The sequence below is a fragment of the Bradyrhizobium yuanmingense genome, from assembly GCF_900094575.1.
Taxonomy (GTDB): domain Bacteria; phylum Pseudomonadota; class Alphaproteobacteria; order Rhizobiales; family Xanthobacteraceae; genus Bradyrhizobium; species Bradyrhizobium yuanmingense.
In genome coordinates, this window is the sequence record NZ_FMAE01000006.1 from 640640 (window position 1) to 658205 (window position 17566).

A 17566-nucleotide genomic window follows, 5' to 3' on the forward strand; every position below is an offset into this window, starting at 1 on the left:
CCAGACCTCAATACAAACCTTCGGCTCGCGCCAGCGCCGCCGCGATCGCCGAACGCGTCGGATGACGGAAGCGCGCCGCGACATAACCGTCGGGCCTCAGCAGGTAGGCGGCACCCGGCACGGCGCCGTAGCGCTTTGCGATTAGGCCCGAGGGATCGGCAAATTCACCGTCGCCGCCAATGCGGATGCCCTTGATACCATCAGGCGCATCGATCGGCGCGCCATTGCTGAACGACAGCAAGGTGAAATCCGTTCCACCCTTGCGGAAGGCATCCGTCAGATAGATCGGCTCGCCGGCGGACGTTGCGGCGGGCGCGTCGAGCATCGAACCGCCGGGCGGCGGTCCACCCCGCCACGTATCCGCATCAAGCGAGGACAGCGGCGTATCGTAGCTGCACGGCACCGACAGCCGACCGCCATTGACCATGCGCTTGCCGAACTCGGTTTCCTTGGCCAGCGACAGCACCGCCTTGCGCAACCGCGCCTCCTGATGCGAGTTCGGTGCCATGAAGTCGGTCGAGCGGGTGGATTCGCGGATGTTCTCGTCGGCCGCCATGCTGCGCTCGAGATGGTAGCTCTCCAGCAGGCTCGCAGGCGATTTGCCGCGCAGCACGCGGTCGAGCTTCCAGGACAGATTCTCCGCGTCTTCGAGTCCCGAGTTCGCGCCACGCGCACCGAAGGGCGAGACCTGGTGCGCGGAATCGCCGGCAAAAATGACGCGGCCATGGATGAAGCGGTCCATCCGCCGGCACTGGAATTTGTAGAGCGAAATCCACTCGAACTCGAACTTGTCATGGCCGAGCATGCGCGCGATCCGCGGCCGCACGTTTTCCGGCTTCTTCTCGAGGACCGGATCGGCATAGCGATTGAGCTGGAGATCGATGCGCCAGACATCGTCGGGCTGCCGGTGCAGCAGCGCCGAACGCCCGGCATGGAACGGCGGATCGAACCAGAACCAGCGCTCGGTCGGAAATTCCGCGGTCATCTTGACGTCGGCGATCAGGAACTGATCCTCGAAGATCTGGCCGGCGAATTCCGCCCCGACCATCTGCCGCAGCGAGGAGCGCGCGCCGTCGCAGGCGACGACATAGCGCGCATTCAGGCGGTAGGCGCCCTCGGGCGTCTCGATCGTCAGCAGCGCGGATTCGTTGCGCTGCTCGAGCGCTGTCACCTTGTTGCGCCAGCGCAGGTCGATCTCCGGCAGCTCGTTGATGCGATCAACCAGATAGGCCTCGGCGTAATATTGCTGGAGATTGATGAAGGCCGGCCGCTTGTGACCGTCTTCGGGCAGGAGATTGAACTGGTAGAGCTGCGACTCGCCATGGAAGATCCGCCCCACACTCCACACCACGCCCTTCTCGACCATGCGGTCGCCGACGCCGAGCCGGTCCCAATATTCCAGCGAGCGTTTCGAGAAGCAGATCGCGCGCGAGCCCTCGCCGATGCGGTCGGCATCATCGAGCAGCACGACGCGCTGGCCGCGCTGGGCAAGATCGATCGCCAGCGACAACCCGACCGGGCCCGCGCCGACGATCACGACCGGATGCGCCGCGGGGCTCGAGCCGGGGCGGTCCTGATCGGGGTGACGGCGGTAGCCGAACTGGGTCTTGGCTTGAGCGGTCTTAGCTTGAGCGGTCTCGGCGTGAGGGGTATTGGCCGGCGCCATACACGAACCTCGGCTCTGGTCAGGACAGGATCGATCTGCTAGATAGTCTCACGTGCAACTATTTTGGACCGGAGCCGGCCGGCCGTCAACTGGAATTCGGAGGCGCTCTCCTTGGCGAGGACATCCAGCGACATCGCGCTCAAGGCGCGTGCGGCCGACGAGCGGCCAAAGCCGCGGCTCGATTTGTTCAGGTTCGTGCCGTTCCGCCTCAACCGGCTCGCCGCGGAGGTCAGTTCCGCGCTGTCGGTCGAGTATCAGGAACGCCACGGCCTCGACATTCCGGCCTGGCGCGTCATCGCCACGCTCGGCTTCCGCAATGATGCCTGCAGCGCGCAATACATTTCGCAATGCACCCGCACGCACAAATCCACCATCAGCCGCGCAGTGACGGCGCTGCTCAGCGACGGCCTGATCGAGCGGGTCGAGAACGAAGCCGACCGCCGCGAATTCCGCCTGCAACTGACGAAAAAGGGCCGCGCGCTCTACGAGGAGCTGTTCCCGCAATTGCTGCGGCGAGAGGACGAGATCCTCGCCTGCCTCTCGGCGCAGGAGCGCAAGCAGCTCTCGGCCCTGCTCGGCAAGATCGAGCAGAGCCTCGATCTGATCCAGACCAGCGAAGAGGCGGATGCGAAGCAGGCGTATTAGGGCGCCCACCCATAAGGCGCAGACGTCAGCTTTTGGGAGCCCGGTTGAGAAAACTTGGTAGGACCGTGACGGCAGCGAGGTATATAGCGATGCTCCTTGTGGCGTTTGCCGCAACTCGCGCATACGCCGCTGACATAGGTTATCTGGCTCCCCCTGGAGTCGCGGCAAACGAGTTTCCCTCACCGCAGCGTCCTGTCGCACGGATCGTCAGCCCGCGCCGCTCCGCCGAAGAGCGCCGCGACGCCCTCAATGAGGCCGGTCAAATCGCACGCGCTCTTGAACTGAAACCAGGGATGACTGTCGGCGACATTGGAGCAGGCAGTGGCTACCACACGGTCAGGCTCTCGCACCTCGTCGGATCCGCCGGCTCTGTCGTTGCCCAGGACGTCACGCGGGATTACCTCGTCGAACTCGCCAGGCGAACAAAACTTCTGAAGTTGACAAACGTGCAATTCGCGCTCGGCGAACCACACGACCCGCGTCTGCCCGCTTCCTCGCTGGACGCCGCAATCCTTGTGCATATGTATCACGAGATAGCCCAACCCTATGCCTTTCTCTACAATCTTGCGTCCGCCTTGAAGCAAGGTGCGCGGGTCGGAATTGTCGATCTTGAGCTTCCGACGTCGAAGCATGGCACGCCAATTGAGCTCTTGCGCTGCGAGTTGACCGCCGTCGACTATCGCGAGATCGCCACATATAAGCTCGCAGGGGGCGGAGGATACCTGGCGGTATTCTCTCCTCCGGAGCTAGCGGCTCGAAAATCTCCCCACGATATCGTTGCTTGCGGGGATCCTGCCGGTGCTCGTTGACATCGCGCCCGCCTCCCGTCTCAACCCATCCGACGAACTCTACGAGGAGCTGTTCCCGCAATTGCTGCGGCGAGAGGACGAGATCCTCGCCTGCCTCTCGGCGCAGGAGCGCAAGCAGCTCTCGGCCCTGCTCGGCAAGATCGAGCAGAGCCTCGATCTGATCCAGACCAGCGAAGAGGCCGACGCCAAGCAGGCGTATTAGGGCAGGCTGTCGCGAGCGGTTAGTAGATGAGAGGCGAAATGAATAGCCAAGAATTCGTTGAAGCCATCAAGCGCTATGTGAAGGATGCCGCAATCGAAGATACAATAGCCGGTCTGAAGAACCCTCCGGGTAGGAGTGTGCCGCTCCGAGAGCGGGCGTGCTCGGATTGGTACAACGGCCTACGACCGGAAGACGCTGATAACGTTAATCGCGTGATCGCGACATCAGTCCATCAAGCGCTGTTCGGGCTTCTTGCAGTGCTCGATGGCGTACGAACCATTGACGACGAAGCGGGACGGTTCGAGCTGACTTATGTTGGCGCGAAGCGGATCTTGCTCAACGATCAACAGGCCATTGGTCTACACGACCTCCTGAACGCCCCGAACTGAGCTGGTGGGTAGAGCGCCAGCGAAACCCATCCTACGAGCTGTCATTCCGGGGCGCCGCAGAGCGGCGAACCCGGAATGACGGCGACACCATCACCTCGCAAACGACCGCGTCGGCGGCAGATGCAGCGCCCAGGCATCGACCTCATCGCTGGCGCGCGGATAGATCTCGGTCACGATCGGATCGTGGCCGGGGATGAACCTGTCGGGATGGCCGGCGAGGTGCTCGATCGTGTCCCAGCCTTGCGCCATGTCGCCGACATTATAAACGATCGGGAACGGGCTCTTGCGCTGCAGATTGGCGTAATAATGCGCGGCATCTGAGGCCAGCACCACGGCGCCGCGCGCGGTCTCGACCTTCACCACCTGCAAGCCGTCGGAATGGCCGCCGACGCGGTGCACGGTCACGCCGGGAGCAACCTCGCCATCGCCGGAATAGAAGGTGACGCGCTCGCCATAGACGTGGCGCACCATCAGCGTGACATGCTCGACCGAGAACGGGTGGCGCAGCAGGCCGTTGCACATGCAGCGTCCGGTCGCGTAGGCCATCTCGCGCTCCTGCAGATGGAAGCGCGCGTTGGGAAAGCGGTCGAGATTGCCGGCATGGTCGTAATGCAGATGTGTCACGATGACGTCACGAATGGCTGACGCCGAAACGCCGAAACGCTCCAGCGCATCGACGGGATTGAGCGTGAGCTTGCGCGCCCGCGCGCTCGCCTCCTCGGCGTTGAAGCCGGTATCGACCAGAATGTCGCGGCCGTGCCCGCGAATCAGCCAGACGAAATAATCGAGGTCCTGCGCCGCGCTGTCATGCGGGTCGGGCACGAGGAAGTTCATGTGGGGGGTGCGCGGCGACATCGTCGCATAGCGCAGGGCGTAGATCTCGTAGACGTTTCCCATGGGGCTCGCTTTTTTTTAGAGTTGGATCTTGGACGATCGCGCACACCAAGCCACCACCGGCAGGAAAGGTCAAACCCGGAGGCGCGGCTGCAATGTGAGATCGATCACGTCTTCACCCGCCCTGGCTGCGCTAAGGTCCGCCGGACAGCATCGAGGTACCGAGGACCGTCATGATAACCCCATCCATTCCTCTCGCGGCATGCCCATCCGCTGCGGTCCATCATCGGGATAAGGTCGAATCTCCAAGCGGTTGACGCCCTCCGTCCCCGGTTTGATAATGAGGTAAGCGTAAGTTAAGGTCGCCGCGGCGCAAGCTGGAACGGCGCCTTTTGGCTGGACCGCGCTGATTATGAAAATTCGCTTCTTTTTTCTTCTGCCCTTGCTGATCTCGCTCGTCCCGACGGCCCCCTCGCTTGCGGCCGGCGACCGTTTTGCGCTGGTCATCGGCAACGCCAAATATCCGGATGCGGATGCCCCGCTGAAGGAACCGATCAACGATGCGCGCGCCGTCGCCGACGAGCTCAAGCGCGACGGCTTTTCGGTCGAGCTCGGCGAGAATCTGACCGGCGACGCCATGCGCCGCGCCTTCGACAAGCTCTACGGCAAGATCAAGCCGGGCTCGGTCGCGCTGGTGTTCTTCTCAGGTTTCGGCATCCAGTCCGCGCGCCAGAGCTATTTGCTGCCGGTGGATGCGCAGATCTGGACCGAGTCCGACGTGCGCCGCGATGGCTTCAGCCTCGAGACGGTCCTCGGCGAGCTCAACACCCGCGGCGCCGGCGTCAAGATCGCGCTGGTCGATGCGTCCAGGCGCAACCCGTTCGAGCGCCGGTTCCGCAGCTTCTCAGCGGGCCTGACCCCGGTGATCGCCCCGAACGGCACGCTGGTGATGTACTCGGCGGCACTGGCCTCGGTGGTCTCGGACGCCGGCGGCGACCGCAGCCTGTTCGTTCAGGAGCTGCTGAAGGAAATCCGCGTTCCCGACCTGATGGCCGAGGAGACGCTGAACCGCACCAAGATGGGCGTCACCCGCGCCTCGCGCGGCGAGCAGGTGCCGTGGATTTCCTCGTCATTGGCCGAAGATTTCTCGTTCATTCCGGGCGCCGGCGGATCGCGTCCGGCAACGCCGCCGCCCGCGCCTCCCGCCGCGCCGGCCGTCGTCGCCAACAACCCGCCGCCCGCCCCTCCCGCACCGCCGACACCACCGCCGCCGCCGAAGCCGGCCGACAGCGCGGCTGCGGCTCCCGCTCCTGCGCCTCCGCCACCTGCGGCTCCAGTCGCGGCGCCGGCACCGGCGCCCGCGCCTGCTCCCACGCCGAGGCCGCAGATCGAGGCCGCCCTGCCCCCGCCGCCACCGCCGGTGAAGCCGGTTGATCCCGTTCCTGCGCCGAGCACGGACGGTGGGCCGAGCGCTGCCGCCCTGGCTGACGATCCCACGATCAAGAGCCTGACTGCCAAGATTGCCGCCAACCCTGACGACGTGAACGCGCTGTACCGCCGCGGCCAGGTTTATGCCAGCAAGGGCGCCTACAGCCTCGCCATCAAGGATTTCGACGACACCCTCCGGATCAATTCGAAGGACGTCGAGGCCCTCAACAACCGCTGCTGGACCCGCACCGTGGTCGGCGACCTCCAGGCCGCGCTGAAGGATTGCAACGAGGCGCTGCGGCTGCGGCCGAACTTCGTCGATGCACTGGACAGCCGCGGGCTCGTCAATCTCAAGTCGGGCGCGGTGAAGAATGCGATCGCCGATTTCGACGCGGCCCTGAAGATCAACCCGCGCCTGACGTCCTCGCTCTACGGACGCGGCCTTGCCAAGCAACGCAACGGCTCGGCCCAGGAGGGGGCGCTGGACATCGCCAATGCTAAGGCGATGGATCCGAACATCGTTCAGGAATTCGCAAGCTACGGAGTGCGCTAGTATTTTTTTGAGTCGGGCCCCCGTCCAAGGCTCGAACCTTGAACAGCCCTGGGAAGACCAATGGGCGGATGCCGCAACAGGCTTTTTCGGGGGCGTGTTGCTTGAATTTTGAGAGCACGTGAGCTGGCTGCGCAGGAGGGACTGGGAATGAGATCGGCTGCAAATTGGCTTACCGCGATTCTGTCCATCATCACCGTCGGCGCCGCGCTGTCGCTGCCGACCTCGGCCGCATATGCGGGCGATGACGGCAACAGCAAGAATGTCACCGAGGACGAGATCGTCCGCGCGCTGGCGCCGGCGCCGAAGAAGCCCTTGACGCGCGGCCTCTCGATCGGTCCGCAGACCGCCCCTGCACCGAGCGCGACCGACTCCAAGCTGATCCAGTCGGTGCGCGGCCGCTCGACGCGTTCGCTGTCGTCGACCGAGCGCGAGGAAATCGCCTTGGCCGCCAAGGACAAGCCGAACATCGATCTCGAGATCACGTTCGACTACAACTCCGCCAATATCAGCGCCAAGTCGCTGCCCTCGGTGCAGGCGCTCGGCCGCGCCTTGACCAGCCCGGATCTGAAGGGCTCGACCTTCGTGGTCGCCGGTCATACCGACGCCGCCGGCGGCGAAGCCTACAACCAGGACCTCTCGGAGCGTCGCGCCGATTCGATCAAGCGCTACCTGGTCGAGAAGTACAGCATCTCCGCGACCGATCTCGTCACCGTCGGCTACGGCAAGAGCAAGCTCAAGGACCCGAACCAGCCGCTGGCGGAGGCCAACCGGCGCGTGCAGGTCGTCAACATGGAAAACAAGACCACCGCATCGAAGTGAGCACGACGAATCCATTGCCAGTGACAAGTCGTGATGTCGTGTAAGGTCTCGTTTCCAAAGCGCGTCCCGCAGCCTTGCGGGACGCCGCTTCATGTCAGAAAAGCGCTCCGTTTGGGCCTCGCGCGGATGGCCGTGAGCCAGGTCAGGATGATCCGGCGATGAATTTGACTGAATACCTCAAGCCGGCCGGAACCGTGCTGTTCGTCGCCGCGCTCGGCATCGGCTATTATCTGTTCGAGCATCGCAAGCGTCCCGAGCCGAAGGAGACGCAAAGCGAGGCGCTCGTCATCGTGACGAAGTCAACCAATGCCTGCTTCTCCGATCTGGTGCGGGTGACCGGTTTCTTCGTACCGCGCCGCGAGGCGGTGGTCGTTGCCGATCAGGAAGGCTCCAGGGTCACCGACCTCCTGGTCACCGAGGGCACGATCGTCGCCGACAATCAGGAGCTAGCGCGCCTGACCGCGCCGCCGCAGATTCCGGGCCAGCCGCAGCGGCCCGGCCCGCAAGGCCCGATCTCGCTGAAAGCCCCCGCGCCGGGCCTTGTCACCGAAGTCCGCACCATCGTCGGCGCGCCGGCCTCGCCGCAGGCCGGTCCGATGTTCCGCATCGCCGTCAACAACGAGATCGAGCTCGACGCCCAGGTTCCGGCGGTGCACATGTCCAAGCTCACCTCCGGCGCCACCGTGCGGATCAGCCGCGACGATGCGCCCGACCTGATCGGGCGGGTCCGGCTGGTTGCACCCGAGATCGACCGCGCCACGCAACTCGGGCGGGTCCGCATCAGCGTCGCCAACAACCCCTCGCTCAAGGTCGGCGTGTTCGCTCGCGCCTCGATCGACGCCAAGCGAAGCTGCGGCGTCTCGATCCCGAAGACCGCGATCGATCACCTCACGGTGCAGGTCGTCAAGGGCAATGTCGTCGAGACACGCAAGGTGCGGGTCGGATTGTCGTCCGACAGCGCGACGGAAATCCTGGAAGGGCTGCAGGTCGGCGAAATCGTCGTGGCCGACGCCGGCTCTTCGCTCCATGACGGCGACCAGATCAAGACCATGTTCGCCGATGAACTCGATCGCACGCGGGTACGCTGATGGCTCTCAATATCTCGGCATGGTCGATCCGCAATCCGCTGCCGTCGATCGTCTTCTCCATCATCCTGCTGGTGCTGGGTTGGGTGTCCTTCACCAAGCTTGCGATCACACGGCTGCCCTCGGCCGACATCCCCGTGATCTCGGTGGCGGTGTCGCAGTTCGGCGCCGCACCGGCCGAACTGGAATCCCAGGTCACCAAGACGGTTGAAGACGCGGTCTCCGGCGTCGAGGGCGTCAGGCACATCACCTCGTCGATCACCGACGGCCTGTCGGTCACCACGATCCAGTTCGCGCTCGAGACCAACACCGATCGCGCGCTCAACGACGTCAAGGACGCGGTGACGCGCGTGCGCTCCAACCTGCCGCAGAACGTCACCGAGCCGCTGATCCAGCGCGTCGACGTCATCGGCCTGCCGATCGTGACTTATGCCGCGATCTCGCCCGGCAAGACGCCGGAGCAGCTCTCCTATTTCGTCGACGACGTGGTCAAGCGCGCGCTGCAGGGCGTGCGCGGCGTCGCCCAGGTCGAGCGCATCGGCGGCGTCGAGCGCGAGATCCTGGTCTCGCTGGATCCCGATCGCCTGCAGGCGATGGGCCTGACCGCGGTCAATGTCAGCCAGAGCCTGCGCGGCACCAATGTCGACGTCGCCGGCGGCCGCGCCGAGATCGGCAAGAACGACCAGGCGATCCGCACGCTCGCCGGCGCCAAGACGCTTGGCGATCTCGCCGGCACCATGATCCCGCTGTTCGGCGGCGGCGAGGTCCGGCTCGACGATCTCGGCACCGTCACCGACACCATCGCCGACCGCCGCACCTTCGCCCGCTTCAACGGCGAGCCGGTGGTCGCGCTCGGCATCAAGCGCTCCAAGGGCGCCAGCGACGTGAAGGTGGCCGAGGCCGTGCAGAAGCGCATCGACGCGCTGAAAGCGGCCTATCCCGACGTCGACCTGAAGGTGATCGACACCTCGGTCGAATACACCAACGGCAATTACCACGCGGCGATCTCGACCCTTTTCGAAGGCGCCATCCTCGCCGTGATCATCGTGCTCTTGTTCCTGCGCGACCTGCGCGCCACCATCATCGCCGCGATCTCGCTGCCGCTGTCGATCTTCCCGGCGTTCTGGGCGATGGACCTGCTCGGCTTCTCGCTGAACCTCGTCAGCTTCCTCGCCATCACGCTCTCGACGGGCATTCTTGTCGACGATGCCATCGTCGAAATCGAGAACATCGTCCGGCACATGAACATGGGCAAGTCGCCCTACCGGGCCGCGCTCGAGGCCGCCGACGAGATCGGCCTCGCCGTCATCGCGATCTCGCTGACCATCATCGCCATCTTCGCGCCCGCGAGCTTCATGTCGGGCATTGCCGGACAGTTCTTCAAGCAGTTCGGCATCACCGTCTCGGTGCAGGTGTTCTTCTCGCTGCTCGCCGCGCGCTTCGTCACGCCGGTGCTGGCCGCCTATTTCCTCAAGCACAGTACGCACGAGGAGCCGCCGCCCGGTCCCATCCTGCGCTCCTATCATCGCATCGTTGCCTGGTCGGTGAAGCACTACTTCATCACGGTGCTGATCGGGCTCGGCGTCTTCGCCGCCTCGATCTGGAGCATCACGCTGCTGCCGCAGGGCTTCCTGCCGGCCCAGGACAGCGCGCGCTCGCTGCTTGCGCTCGAGCTGCCGCCGGGCACCCAGCTCGCCTACACCGAGAAGGTCACCGAGGACATCGTCGCGCGCCTGCGCAAGCGGCCCGAGGTCAAGAGCATCTTCGTCGACGGCGGCCGCGTCCCGCCGGGCACCCAGGAGGTGCGCCGCGCCGCCCTGATCATCAATTACACACCCAAGGACAGCCGCGACATCACCCAGCGCGAGCTCGAATTCTCCATCAGCCAGGAGCTGGAGAACGTTCCCGATATCCGCTTCTGGTTCCTGGACGAGAACGGCCTGCGCGCGATCTCGCTGGTGGTGACAGGCGTCGACCCCAACATCGTCAACAACGTCGCGAGCGAGCTTGCGACGCAGATGAAGCGCATTCCCACCATCGCCAACGTCATCTCCGAAACTTCGCTGGAGCGCCCCGAACTGCGCATCGAGCCGCGCGCCGATCTCGCCGCACGGCTCGGCGTCTCCACCGAAAGCCTGTCGCAGACCATCCGTGTCGCCACCATCGGCGACGTCGGACCGGCACTCGCCAAGTTCGACGTCGGCGACCGCCTGGTGCCGATCCGCGTGCAGCTCGAGGACGCCGCCCGCGGCGATCTGAAGACGCTGGAGCAGCTCCGCGTGCCGCTCGGCGAGCGCGGCGAGAAGGGCGGCGTGCCGCTTTCGGTCATCGCCGACGTCAAGCTCGACCAGGGTCCGACCAGCATCGGCCGCTACGATCGCGAACGGCAGGCGACCGTTGCCGCCGACCTCGTCGGCTCCGCCGCGCTCGGCGATGCCACCAAGAAGATCTACGACCTGCCGGTCATGAAGACCCTGCCGAAGGGCGTGAAGGTCTCGCCCTCGGGCGATGCCGAAAGCCTGAACGAATTGTCCGAGGGTTTTGCGACCGCCATCACGGCGGGGCTGATGATGGTCTATGCGGTGCTGGTGCTGCTGTTCGGCACCTTCCTGCAGCCGATCACCATCCTGTTCTCGCTGCCGCTCTCGATCGGCGGCGCGATCGCGGCCCTGCTCGTCACCGGCAAGCAGCTCACCACGCCGGTGTGGATCGGCATCCTGATGCTGATGGGCATCGTCACCAAGAACGCGATCATGCTGGTGGAATTCGCCATCGAGTCCATCAAGGCCGGCACGCCGCGCGAAGAGGCCATGATCGACGCCGGCATGAAGCGCGCCCGTCCGATCGTGATGACCACGATCGCCATGGCCGCGGGCATGATGCCGAGCGCCCTGGCCGTCGGCGCCGGCGGCGAATTCCGCTCGCCGATGGCGCTCGCGGTGATCGGCGGCCTGATCTTCTCGACCCTCCTGTCGCTGGTGTTCGTGCCCGCGATGTTCATGGTGATGGACGATTTCGGCGCCCTGATCTGGCGCTTCGCCAAGCGGCTGATCGTGCACAGCGAGGATGCGGAGACGGACCATCATGGGGCTGCGGAGGCGGAAGCCAGGCCGGCGGTGACGAGCGTCGCACGGCCCGCGGCGGAGTAGGGTCCACGCCAGCTTGGAAGCCCACGGTGGCGCAAGTCGTTTGCGTCCGCTAGCCTATGGCATGGCCTTCGCGCGCATCACGATGGACCCTGCCGTCTGCACTGGCAAAGCTTGCATTCGCGGGCTGCGTTTTCCGGTTGCGCGGCTGCTCGGCCTGCTGGCGGCCGGCGAGACGCGCGAATCGATCCTCAATGAATATCGGTATTTCGAGCGCGAAGACATCGATGAGGCATTGCGATACGCGGCGTTCCTCGCCGAGGATCTAGCCGTCGATCTGTCTCCACCCGCCGAGCAAGAGTGAAACTGCTCGCCCTACTCGTTTCGCGCGATCGCGGTCAGCTTGGTCATGTTCCGCAGCAGGATCCGGCCGCGCTGGAGATCGAGGATCGCTTCCTTGCGCCAGGCCTGGAGCTGGCGGTTGACGCTTTCGCGGGCGGCGCCGACGAAGACGCCGAGTTGCTCCTGCGAGATATGGACCTCGGAACCGAAATCGGCGGCGAGCGCGCAGAGCCGCCGCGCCAGCCGCACCGGCAGCGGCTGCAGCATGGATTCTTCCATGCGCTCGCTCTGCCAGCGGATGCGCTGGCACAGCAGCGCGATGATTTTGATCGCGACCTTGGGCTCGCGCTCGAGGAAGCCGAGGAAGTCTTCGCGCCGCAGCACGAACAATTCGCTGGCCTCGCCCGCGGTCGCGTCCGCCGTCCGGTTCTGGCCGTCCAGCACCGCGACCTCGCCGAACAGGTCGCCCGGCCCCATGAAGTTCAGCGTCAGCCGGCTGCCGTCGGCGGCGCCGGTCTCGATGCGGACCTGGCCGCGGCGCACGCCGAACAGCGCATTGCCGGGATCGCCCTTCTGGAACAGCACCTCGCCGCTGGCCAAATGCTGGGTGTGGCAGAGATTAGACAGCCGCTGGAGCTCGTCTGCGCCAAGATCGGCGAACATCGGATTCATCTTCAGGATGACCGCAAATTCGGCCTGCTTGCTCATGTCAATGTCCTTGTGAACGTCCTGGTCATCGTCTCTTGGCAAATCGTCTTGGCAAATCGCTTGAAACCATCAACTTCAGGATCGCGTAAAACAGCGCCGGAGAAGTGTGTCATAAGTCACATAACTTTGCAGCACCCCCTGACTATTTTTACGCGCTTGGAGCCGCTTCCCGTCCGGGGATAAACTCCGGGCGCAAAGGACGGGTGATCGGCCGGGTTCGGCGCGGATTGTCCGTCGCTGGAAAGTCGACATGAGAGCATTGAAATTCGTCGGCGGGGCTTTGGCCGCCGTCATCGTCGTGATCGCACTTCTGCTCGTGGTCGGGATCCCCTCGGGCTTCCTGACCTCGACGATCGCCTCGCGCCTCGAGAGTGCGACCGGCTATCGGCTGTCGATCGACGGCACCACCAAGATCAGCCTATGGCCGACGCTGAACGTCACGCTGAACGACCTCACGCTGGCCGACCCCAAGGACCGCAGCGGCATCACGCGCCTGACGATCGATCGCGTGCAGGCCGACATGTCGCTCGCGAGCGTGTGGTCCGGCAGGCCCGAGATCAGCGAGCTCGTCGTCACCCGTCCCGTGCTCTACCAGCCGCTGCTCCGCGAACGCCTGCCGAATGCAGCCGCGCCTGCGAAGCCGCTCGCGCTCGACACCAAAGGCGCCACCATCGACCGCATCAAGGTCACCGACGGCGAAGTGGCATTCTCGCGCCTGCGCGACCGTGTCGAGGGCCGCATCAGCGCCATCAACGCCGACGCGACCCTGGACCGCGACCGCAAGGTCAATATCACCGGCACCGCGCGCGTCGGCGATCACCCGACCAAGTTCGACATCAAGGCGGCCTCGCCGGCCGAACGGCCGGCGTTTCATGTGGATTTCGCCATCGATATGCCCAGCGTGCTGAAGTCCCAGCTCACCGGCCAGGCCGAGATGCGGCTGAGCGGCAATGTCGTGATGATCAACGGCGTGAACGGCAGGCTCGGCGATGGCGCCTTCAATGGCTGGGCTTCCGTCGACATCGCGAGCAAGCCGCTGGTCAAGGTCGATCTCGACTTCCAGCGGCTCGCCATGCCGCTGGCGAAATCGCCGGAAAGCGTGTCCGGGCAGCCCTGGAGCAACGCGCCGATCGACGTGGCCGGGCTCAACTATGTCGATGCGCAAGTGCGGATCTCCGCCAACGAGGCCGTGATCGGCGATGCGCGCATTGCGCCGCTGGCGCTCGACGCCAAGCTCGCCGGCGGCGTGCTGAAGGCCGGCACGGCCAATCTCGGCGCCTATGGCGGCCAGGTCTCGGGCGAGGTGATCCTGGACGCGACGACCGGCGCGCCGAGCTTTGCCATGCATTCCGACCTCGTCGGCGTGCGCGCGCTGCCGCTGCTCCAGGGCCTTGCCGAGTTCGATCGCATCGACGGCAAGCTGCAGGCCAAGCTCGCCCTGCGCAGCGCCGGCAACAGCCAGCGCGCGCTGATGGCGAACATGCAAGGGACGGCCTTCGTCAATTTCCAGGACGGCGCGATCCGCGGCATCAATGTCGCGCAGATGATCCGCTCGCTGACGACGAGCACGCTCTCCGGCTGGCAAGGAAACCAGAATGGAAACCAGAACGGAAACCAGGACCCGAGCCAGGAGCAGAGCACGGATCTGTCGCAGCTCTCGGCCTCCTTCCGCATCGACAAGGGTCAGGCGGTGACGACCGATCTCAACCTGATCGGGCCGCTGGTGCGCGTCACCGGCGCCGGCACCATCGCGCTCGACACCAAGATGATGGGCTTTCGCGTCGAGCCGAAGCTCGTGATGACGACCGAAGGCCAGGGCCGCACCTCCGAGCCGGTCGGCTTCGGCATTCCCGTGATGATCCAGGGCTCCTGGTCGCAGCCGCGGATCTATCCCGACATGGCCGGCATGCTGGACAATCCCGACGCCGCCTATGCCAAGCTGCGCGAGATGGGCAAGGGCCTGTTCGGCCCCGACGGCGCCGGGCTCGGCAACATCCTGGGCAGCCTCGGCCTTGGTGGCACCGTCGCGCCGGGCGGCAATGCCAATCCGCAAGGCCAGCAACCGGGGCAGAACAATCTGCTTGGCGGCCCGCTCGGGGAGGCGATCGGCAATCTGATCCAGCAGGGTCTCTCCAGCGGCGCGGGGAGCGGCACTGGCACCGGCACCGGGCGCAACCGCAGCCTGCCGGCAACGCCCTCGACGCCGGCGCCGCAGGCCTCCCCTGCGGCCCCCGCCCTGGAGGATCCGCCGGCCGCGCAGCAGGACAGTCAGCCAATGAACGACGTGCTGCGGCAGCTCTTCAACCGCTAAGCTCCCTCCTTCGAACGGATCGGGCTGCGACCATCGCCGCCCGTCCACCTGCCCAGGAGGCCACAGGGGGTAACCACACCGGCCGGTCCCCGGCCGCGCGACGGCCCTTCGGTCCAAATTGTGGTAGAACGGCTTGGAAGGGCCTGTACGGCCCATAGCGCGCAGCGTCAGTGGCGGCGCGAGAGGATCGGGATGGCAGGAGCGAACGACAAGACACGATCTCTGCGCGAGGGCCTGTTCGCCAAATACGTCGTCTCTCTCGTCGGCCTCGTCGTGTTCGTCCTTGCCGTCAACGGGGCGATGGAGACCTGGATCTCCTACCGCGCGACGCGGACACAGCTGACCGACGGCCTGGAGGACAAGGCGCAGGCGGCCGCCCGGCGCATCGAGCAGGCGATTTCCGAGCTCGACCGCCAGATCAGCTGGGTGACGCGCGCGAGCCAGGACACGCTGGAGAAGCGCCGCGCCGACTATGCCTCTCTGCTGCACCAGGTCTCGGTCGTCAACCAGCTGTTCCAGCTCAACGGCGACGGCCGCGAGGTGCTGCGCGTCTCCAGGCAATCGACCACGACCGGCGGCAATGCCGACCTCTCCCGCGACGTGCGCTTCACCGACGCCGTCGCCCGCGGCGTCACCTACGCGCCGGCCTGGTTCGCCGACCAGACGCCGTTGATGTCGATCTCGGTGGCGCATTCCGGCTTCAATGCCGGCGTCACCGTGGCCGAGATCGACCTCGGTTTCCTCTCCGACTTCCTGTCCGACGCGCAAGTAGGCAAGGCCGCCTTCGCCTATGTCGTCGATCCGCGCGGCCGGGTGCTGGCGACGTCATCGAAAGGGCCCGAGATCGGCAAGGACCTCTCCAAACTGCCGCAGGTGGCGGCCGCGATCGCGCCCGGCCACGAAGCCGAGACGTCGGGCACCGACTTCAACGGCCATGCGGTGATGAGCGCCGCGAGCATCGTGCCGAAGCTCGGCTGGAGCGTGCTGTTCGAGCAGCCGACCACGCAGGCCCTGATGCCGATCCGCGACCAGCTGGTGCGCATCGCGCTTCTGATCGGCATGGGCCTGATGGTCGCGATCCTCGCCGGCACGCTGCTCGCCCGCCGCATGATCATCCCGATCACGGCGCTGCGCGACGGTGCGCATAAGCTCGGCGAAGGCGATTTCAGCCACCGCATCGACGTGCACACCTCCGACGAGCTGGAAGACCTCGCCGGGCAGTTCAACCGCATGGCCGACCAGATCCAGGAGACCTATTCGAACCTGGAGAGCAAGGTCGAGGAGCGCACCCGCGATCTCGCGCAGTCGATCCACGAGCTCAAGGTGCTGGAGGAGGTCGGCCGCGCGGTGGCCTCCTCGCTCGATCTCAACGCGGTGCTTGCAACCATCGCCGCCCGCGCCATCGAGATCACCCGTGCCGACGCGGTGCTGATCTACGGCTTCGACGCCGAAGCGCGCCGCTTCAACCTGGTCGAGGCCAACGGCATCGACAAATCCGCCGAGGGCGCGCATGTCACCATCGCGCAAGGCGGCAACATCCTGAGCGATGCCGCCGACAGCGGCGCGCCGATCGCGCTGGCCGAGCTTGGCGATGCCGCCGAGCAGCCGCTGCGCGAGGCCGCGCTCGCGGCCGGCTTCAACTCGGTGCTGGTGGTGCCGCTGATCGACCAGCAGGGCACGCTGGGCTCGCTCGTGGTGCTGCGCCGCGCCACCGGGGCGTTCGCGCCCAGCATCATCGGCCTGATGCGCACCTTCGCCAACCAGGCCGTGCTGGCGATGCGCAATGCGCAGCTGTTTACCGAGGTCGACCACAAGAGCCACGCGCTGGAGGCGGCGAACACGACCGTGCGCGCGCAAGCCGACAAGCTCCGCGAGCAGACCGAGCAGCTCAAGGACTGGAACAAGTCGCTGGAGGAGCGAGTCAGGACCCAGCTCGGCGAGATCGAGCGCATCCGCAAGCTCGAGCGTTTCCTGGCGCCGCAGGTGGCGCAGCTGATCGCCTCCTCCGACAGCCCCGAGGGGTTGCTCACCAGCCAACGCCGCGAGGTCACGGTGGTGTTCTGCGACCTGCGCGGCTTCACCGCGTTCACGGAAGCGACCGAGCCGGAAGAGGCGATGAACGTGCTGCGCGAATATCACGCCGCGCTCGGCCAGCTGATCTTCAAGTACGAGGGCACGCTCGACAAATATGCCGGCGACGGCGTGATGATCCTGTTCAACGCGCCGATCCAGTTCGAGGACCACACCAAGCGCGCTGTGAAGATGGCGGTGGAGATGCGCGACACGATCGGCCCCCTGACCGAGCGCTGGCGCAACCGCGGTCATAGCCTCGGCTTCGGCATCGGCGTCGCGCTCGGCTATGCCACGCTCGGCCAGGTCGGCTTCGAGCAGCGGCTGGAATATGCCGCGATCGGCAGCGTCACCAACCTCGCCTCCCGCCTCTGCAGCGAAGCCAAGCCCAACCAGATCGTGGTCAGCCGCCGCGTCTACGGCATGGTCGAGCCTTTCGTCGAAGCCCGCGCCCTCGACGATCTCCAGCTCAAGGGCTTCAATCACCCCGTGCTGGCGATGGAGATCCTGAGCTGGCGCGAGGAGGTGGAGAACGTGGTGGATGCGGCGGCGGTGCGGCGAAGGGGGTAGCCGCAAACAAAACTGCGAAAACAACCCCATGCACAGTAGGCAGGGGCTT

The 17566-nt window shown here is 65.6% G+C and carries 13 protein-coding genes and 1 pseudogene; 11 read left to right on the top strand and 3 right to left on the bottom strand.

The window, feature by feature from the left end; all coding sequences use genetic code 11:
• Positions 1-7 precede the first annotated feature (7 nt).
• Positions 8-1666: an FAD-dependent oxidoreductase gene (locus GA0061099_RS24390; protein WP_036031355.1), complete on the bottom strand. Its 1659-nt coding sequence runs from the start codon at positions 1664-1666 to the stop codon at positions 8-10.
• 111 nt (positions 1667-1777) lie between these two features.
• On the opposite strand from GA0061099_RS24390, the gene GA0061099_RS24395 reads away from it, so the two are divergent.
• From GA0061099_RS24395 to GA0061099_RS24410, 4 genes and pseudogenes are all read left to right on the top strand, one after another.
• Positions 1778-2311: a MarR family winged helix-turn-helix transcriptional regulator gene (locus GA0061099_RS24395; RefSeq protein WP_074448086.1), complete on the top strand. Its 534-nt coding sequence runs from the start codon at positions 1778-1780 to the stop codon at positions 2309-2311.
• Between the two features lie 89 nt (positions 2312-2400).
• Entirely contained in the window at positions 2401-3120 is a 720-nt protein-coding gene (locus tag GA0061099_RS24400) for a class I SAM-dependent methyltransferase (RefSeq protein ID WP_036016344.1), read from the top strand.
• 37 nt (positions 3121-3157) lie between these two features.
• Positions 3158-3322: pseudogene (locus GA0061099_RS24405) on the top strand (MarR family winged helix-turn-helix transcriptional regulator); the annotation flags it as partial.
• 38 nt (positions 3323-3360) lie between these two features.
• Positions 3361-3711 (top strand): hypothetical protein, encoded by a 351-nt coding sequence (locus tag GA0061099_RS24410; protein WP_036030648.1) that lies wholly within the window; start codon positions 3361-3363, stop codon positions 3709-3711.
• A gap of 90 nt (positions 3712-3801) precedes the next feature.
• Here GA0061099_RS24410 and GA0061099_RS24415 read toward each other — a convergent pair whose 3' ends face one another.
• A complete protein-coding gene (locus GA0061099_RS24415) occupies positions 3802-4608 on the bottom strand; it encodes an N-acyl homoserine lactonase family protein (RefSeq protein WP_036030645.1) in 807 nt (268 codons plus the stop codon).
• 349 nt (positions 4609-4957) lie between these two features.
• Between GA0061099_RS24415 and GA0061099_RS24420 the strand changes: the two genes are divergently transcribed.
• The 5 genes from GA0061099_RS24420 (at position 4958) to GA0061099_RS24440 (ending at position 11880) form a co-directional block, all read left to right on the top strand.
• On the top strand, positions 4958-6526 hold the full coding sequence (locus tag GA0061099_RS24420) for a caspase family protein (protein ID WP_074448076.1): 1569 nt from the start codon (positions 4958-4960) through the stop codon (positions 6524-6526).
• 147 nt (positions 6527-6673) lie between these two features.
• A complete protein-coding gene (locus GA0061099_RS24425; protein WP_036015976.1) occupies positions 6674-7345 on the top strand; it encodes an OmpA family protein in 672 nt (223 codons plus the stop codon).
• 158 nt (positions 7346-7503) lie between these two features.
• The gene (locus GA0061099_RS24430; protein WP_036015974.1) at positions 7504-8433 is read left to right on the top strand and encodes an RND family efflux transporter; all 930 of its coding nucleotides are present in this window, start codon (positions 7504-7506) and stop codon (positions 8431-8433) included.
• On the top strand, positions 8433-11579 hold the full coding sequence (locus GA0061099_RS24435; protein ID WP_036030634.1) for an efflux RND transporter permease subunit: 3147 nt from the start codon (positions 8433-8435) through the stop codon (positions 11577-11579). Before GA0061099_RS24430 ends, GA0061099_RS24435 begins: the two co-directional genes overlap by 1 nt.
• Positions 11580-11640: 61 nt before the next feature.
• Positions 11641-11880 carry a DUF433 domain-containing protein gene (locus tag GA0061099_RS24440; protein WP_036030630.1) on the top strand — a complete coding sequence of 80 codons (240 nt, stop codon included), beginning with the start codon at positions 11641-11643 and terminating at the stop codon, positions 11878-11880.
• 11 nt (positions 11881-11891) lie between these two features.
• Here GA0061099_RS24440 and GA0061099_RS24445 read toward each other — a convergent pair whose 3' ends face one another.
• A complete protein-coding gene (locus GA0061099_RS24445; RefSeq protein WP_036044931.1) occupies positions 11892-12566 on the bottom strand; it encodes a Crp/Fnr family transcriptional regulator in 675 nt (224 codons plus the stop codon).
• A gap of 250 nt (positions 12567-12816) precedes the next feature.
• Between GA0061099_RS24445 and GA0061099_RS24450 the strand changes: the two genes are divergently transcribed.
• Complete coding sequence (locus GA0061099_RS24450; protein WP_036030615.1) at positions 12817-14877, top strand: AsmA family protein; 2061 nt, start codon at positions 12817-12819, stop codon at positions 14875-14877.
• A gap of 192 nt (positions 14878-15069) precedes the next feature.
• Positions 15070-17517 carry an adenylate/guanylate cyclase domain-containing protein gene (locus tag GA0061099_RS24455; RefSeq protein ID WP_036030612.1) on the top strand — a complete coding sequence of 816 codons (2448 nt, stop codon included), beginning with the start codon at positions 15070-15072 and terminating at the stop codon, positions 17515-17517.
• Positions 17518-17566 lie beyond the last annotated feature (49 nt).

Bases quoted from the DNA above. Each gene is read 5' to 3' on its own strand.
- GA0061099_RS24430 (WP_036015974.1), top strand. From the start codon at position 7,504: ATGAATTTGACTGAATACCTCAAGCCGGCCGGAACCGTGCTGTTCGTC.
- GA0061099_RS24435 (WP_036030634.1), top strand. From the start codon at position 8,433: ATGGCTCTCAATATCTCGGCATGGTCGATCCGCAATCCGCTGCCGTCG.
- GA0061099_RS24420 (WP_074448076.1), top strand. From the start codon at position 4,958: ATGAAAATTCGCTTCTTTTTTCTTCTGCCCTTGCTGATCTCGCTCGTC.
- GA0061099_RS24410 (WP_036030648.1), top strand. From the start codon at position 3,361: ATGAATAGCCAAGAATTCGTTGAAGCCATCAAGCGCTATGTGAAGGAT.
- GA0061099_RS24450 (WP_036030615.1), top strand. From the start codon at position 12,817: ATGAGAGCATTGAAATTCGTCGGCGGGGCTTTGGCCGCCGTCATCGTC.
- GA0061099_RS24445 (WP_036044931.1), bottom strand. From the start codon at position 12,566: ATGAGCAAGCAGGCCGAATTTGCGGTCATCCTGAAGATGAATCCGATG.
- GA0061099_RS24455 (WP_036030612.1), top strand. From the start codon at position 15,070: ATGGCAGGAGCGAACGACAAGACACGATCTCTGCGCGAGGGCCTGTTC.
- GA0061099_RS24400 (WP_036016344.1), top strand. From the start codon at position 2,401: ATGCTCCTTGTGGCGTTTGCCGCAACTCGCGCATACGCCGCTGACATA.
- GA0061099_RS24390 (WP_036031355.1), bottom strand. From the start codon at position 1,666: ATGGCGCCGGCCAATACCCCTCACGCCGAGACCGCTCAAGCTAAGACC.
- GA0061099_RS24440 (WP_036030630.1), top strand. From the start codon at position 11,641: ATGGCCTTCGCGCGCATCACGATGGACCCTGCCGTCTGCACTGGCAAA.
- GA0061099_RS24425 (WP_036015976.1), top strand. From the start codon at position 6,674: ATGAGATCGGCTGCAAATTGGCTTACCGCGATTCTGTCCATCATCACC.
- GA0061099_RS24415 (WP_036030645.1), bottom strand. From the start codon at position 4,608: ATGGGAAACGTCTACGAGATCTACGCCCTGCGCTATGCGACGATGTCG.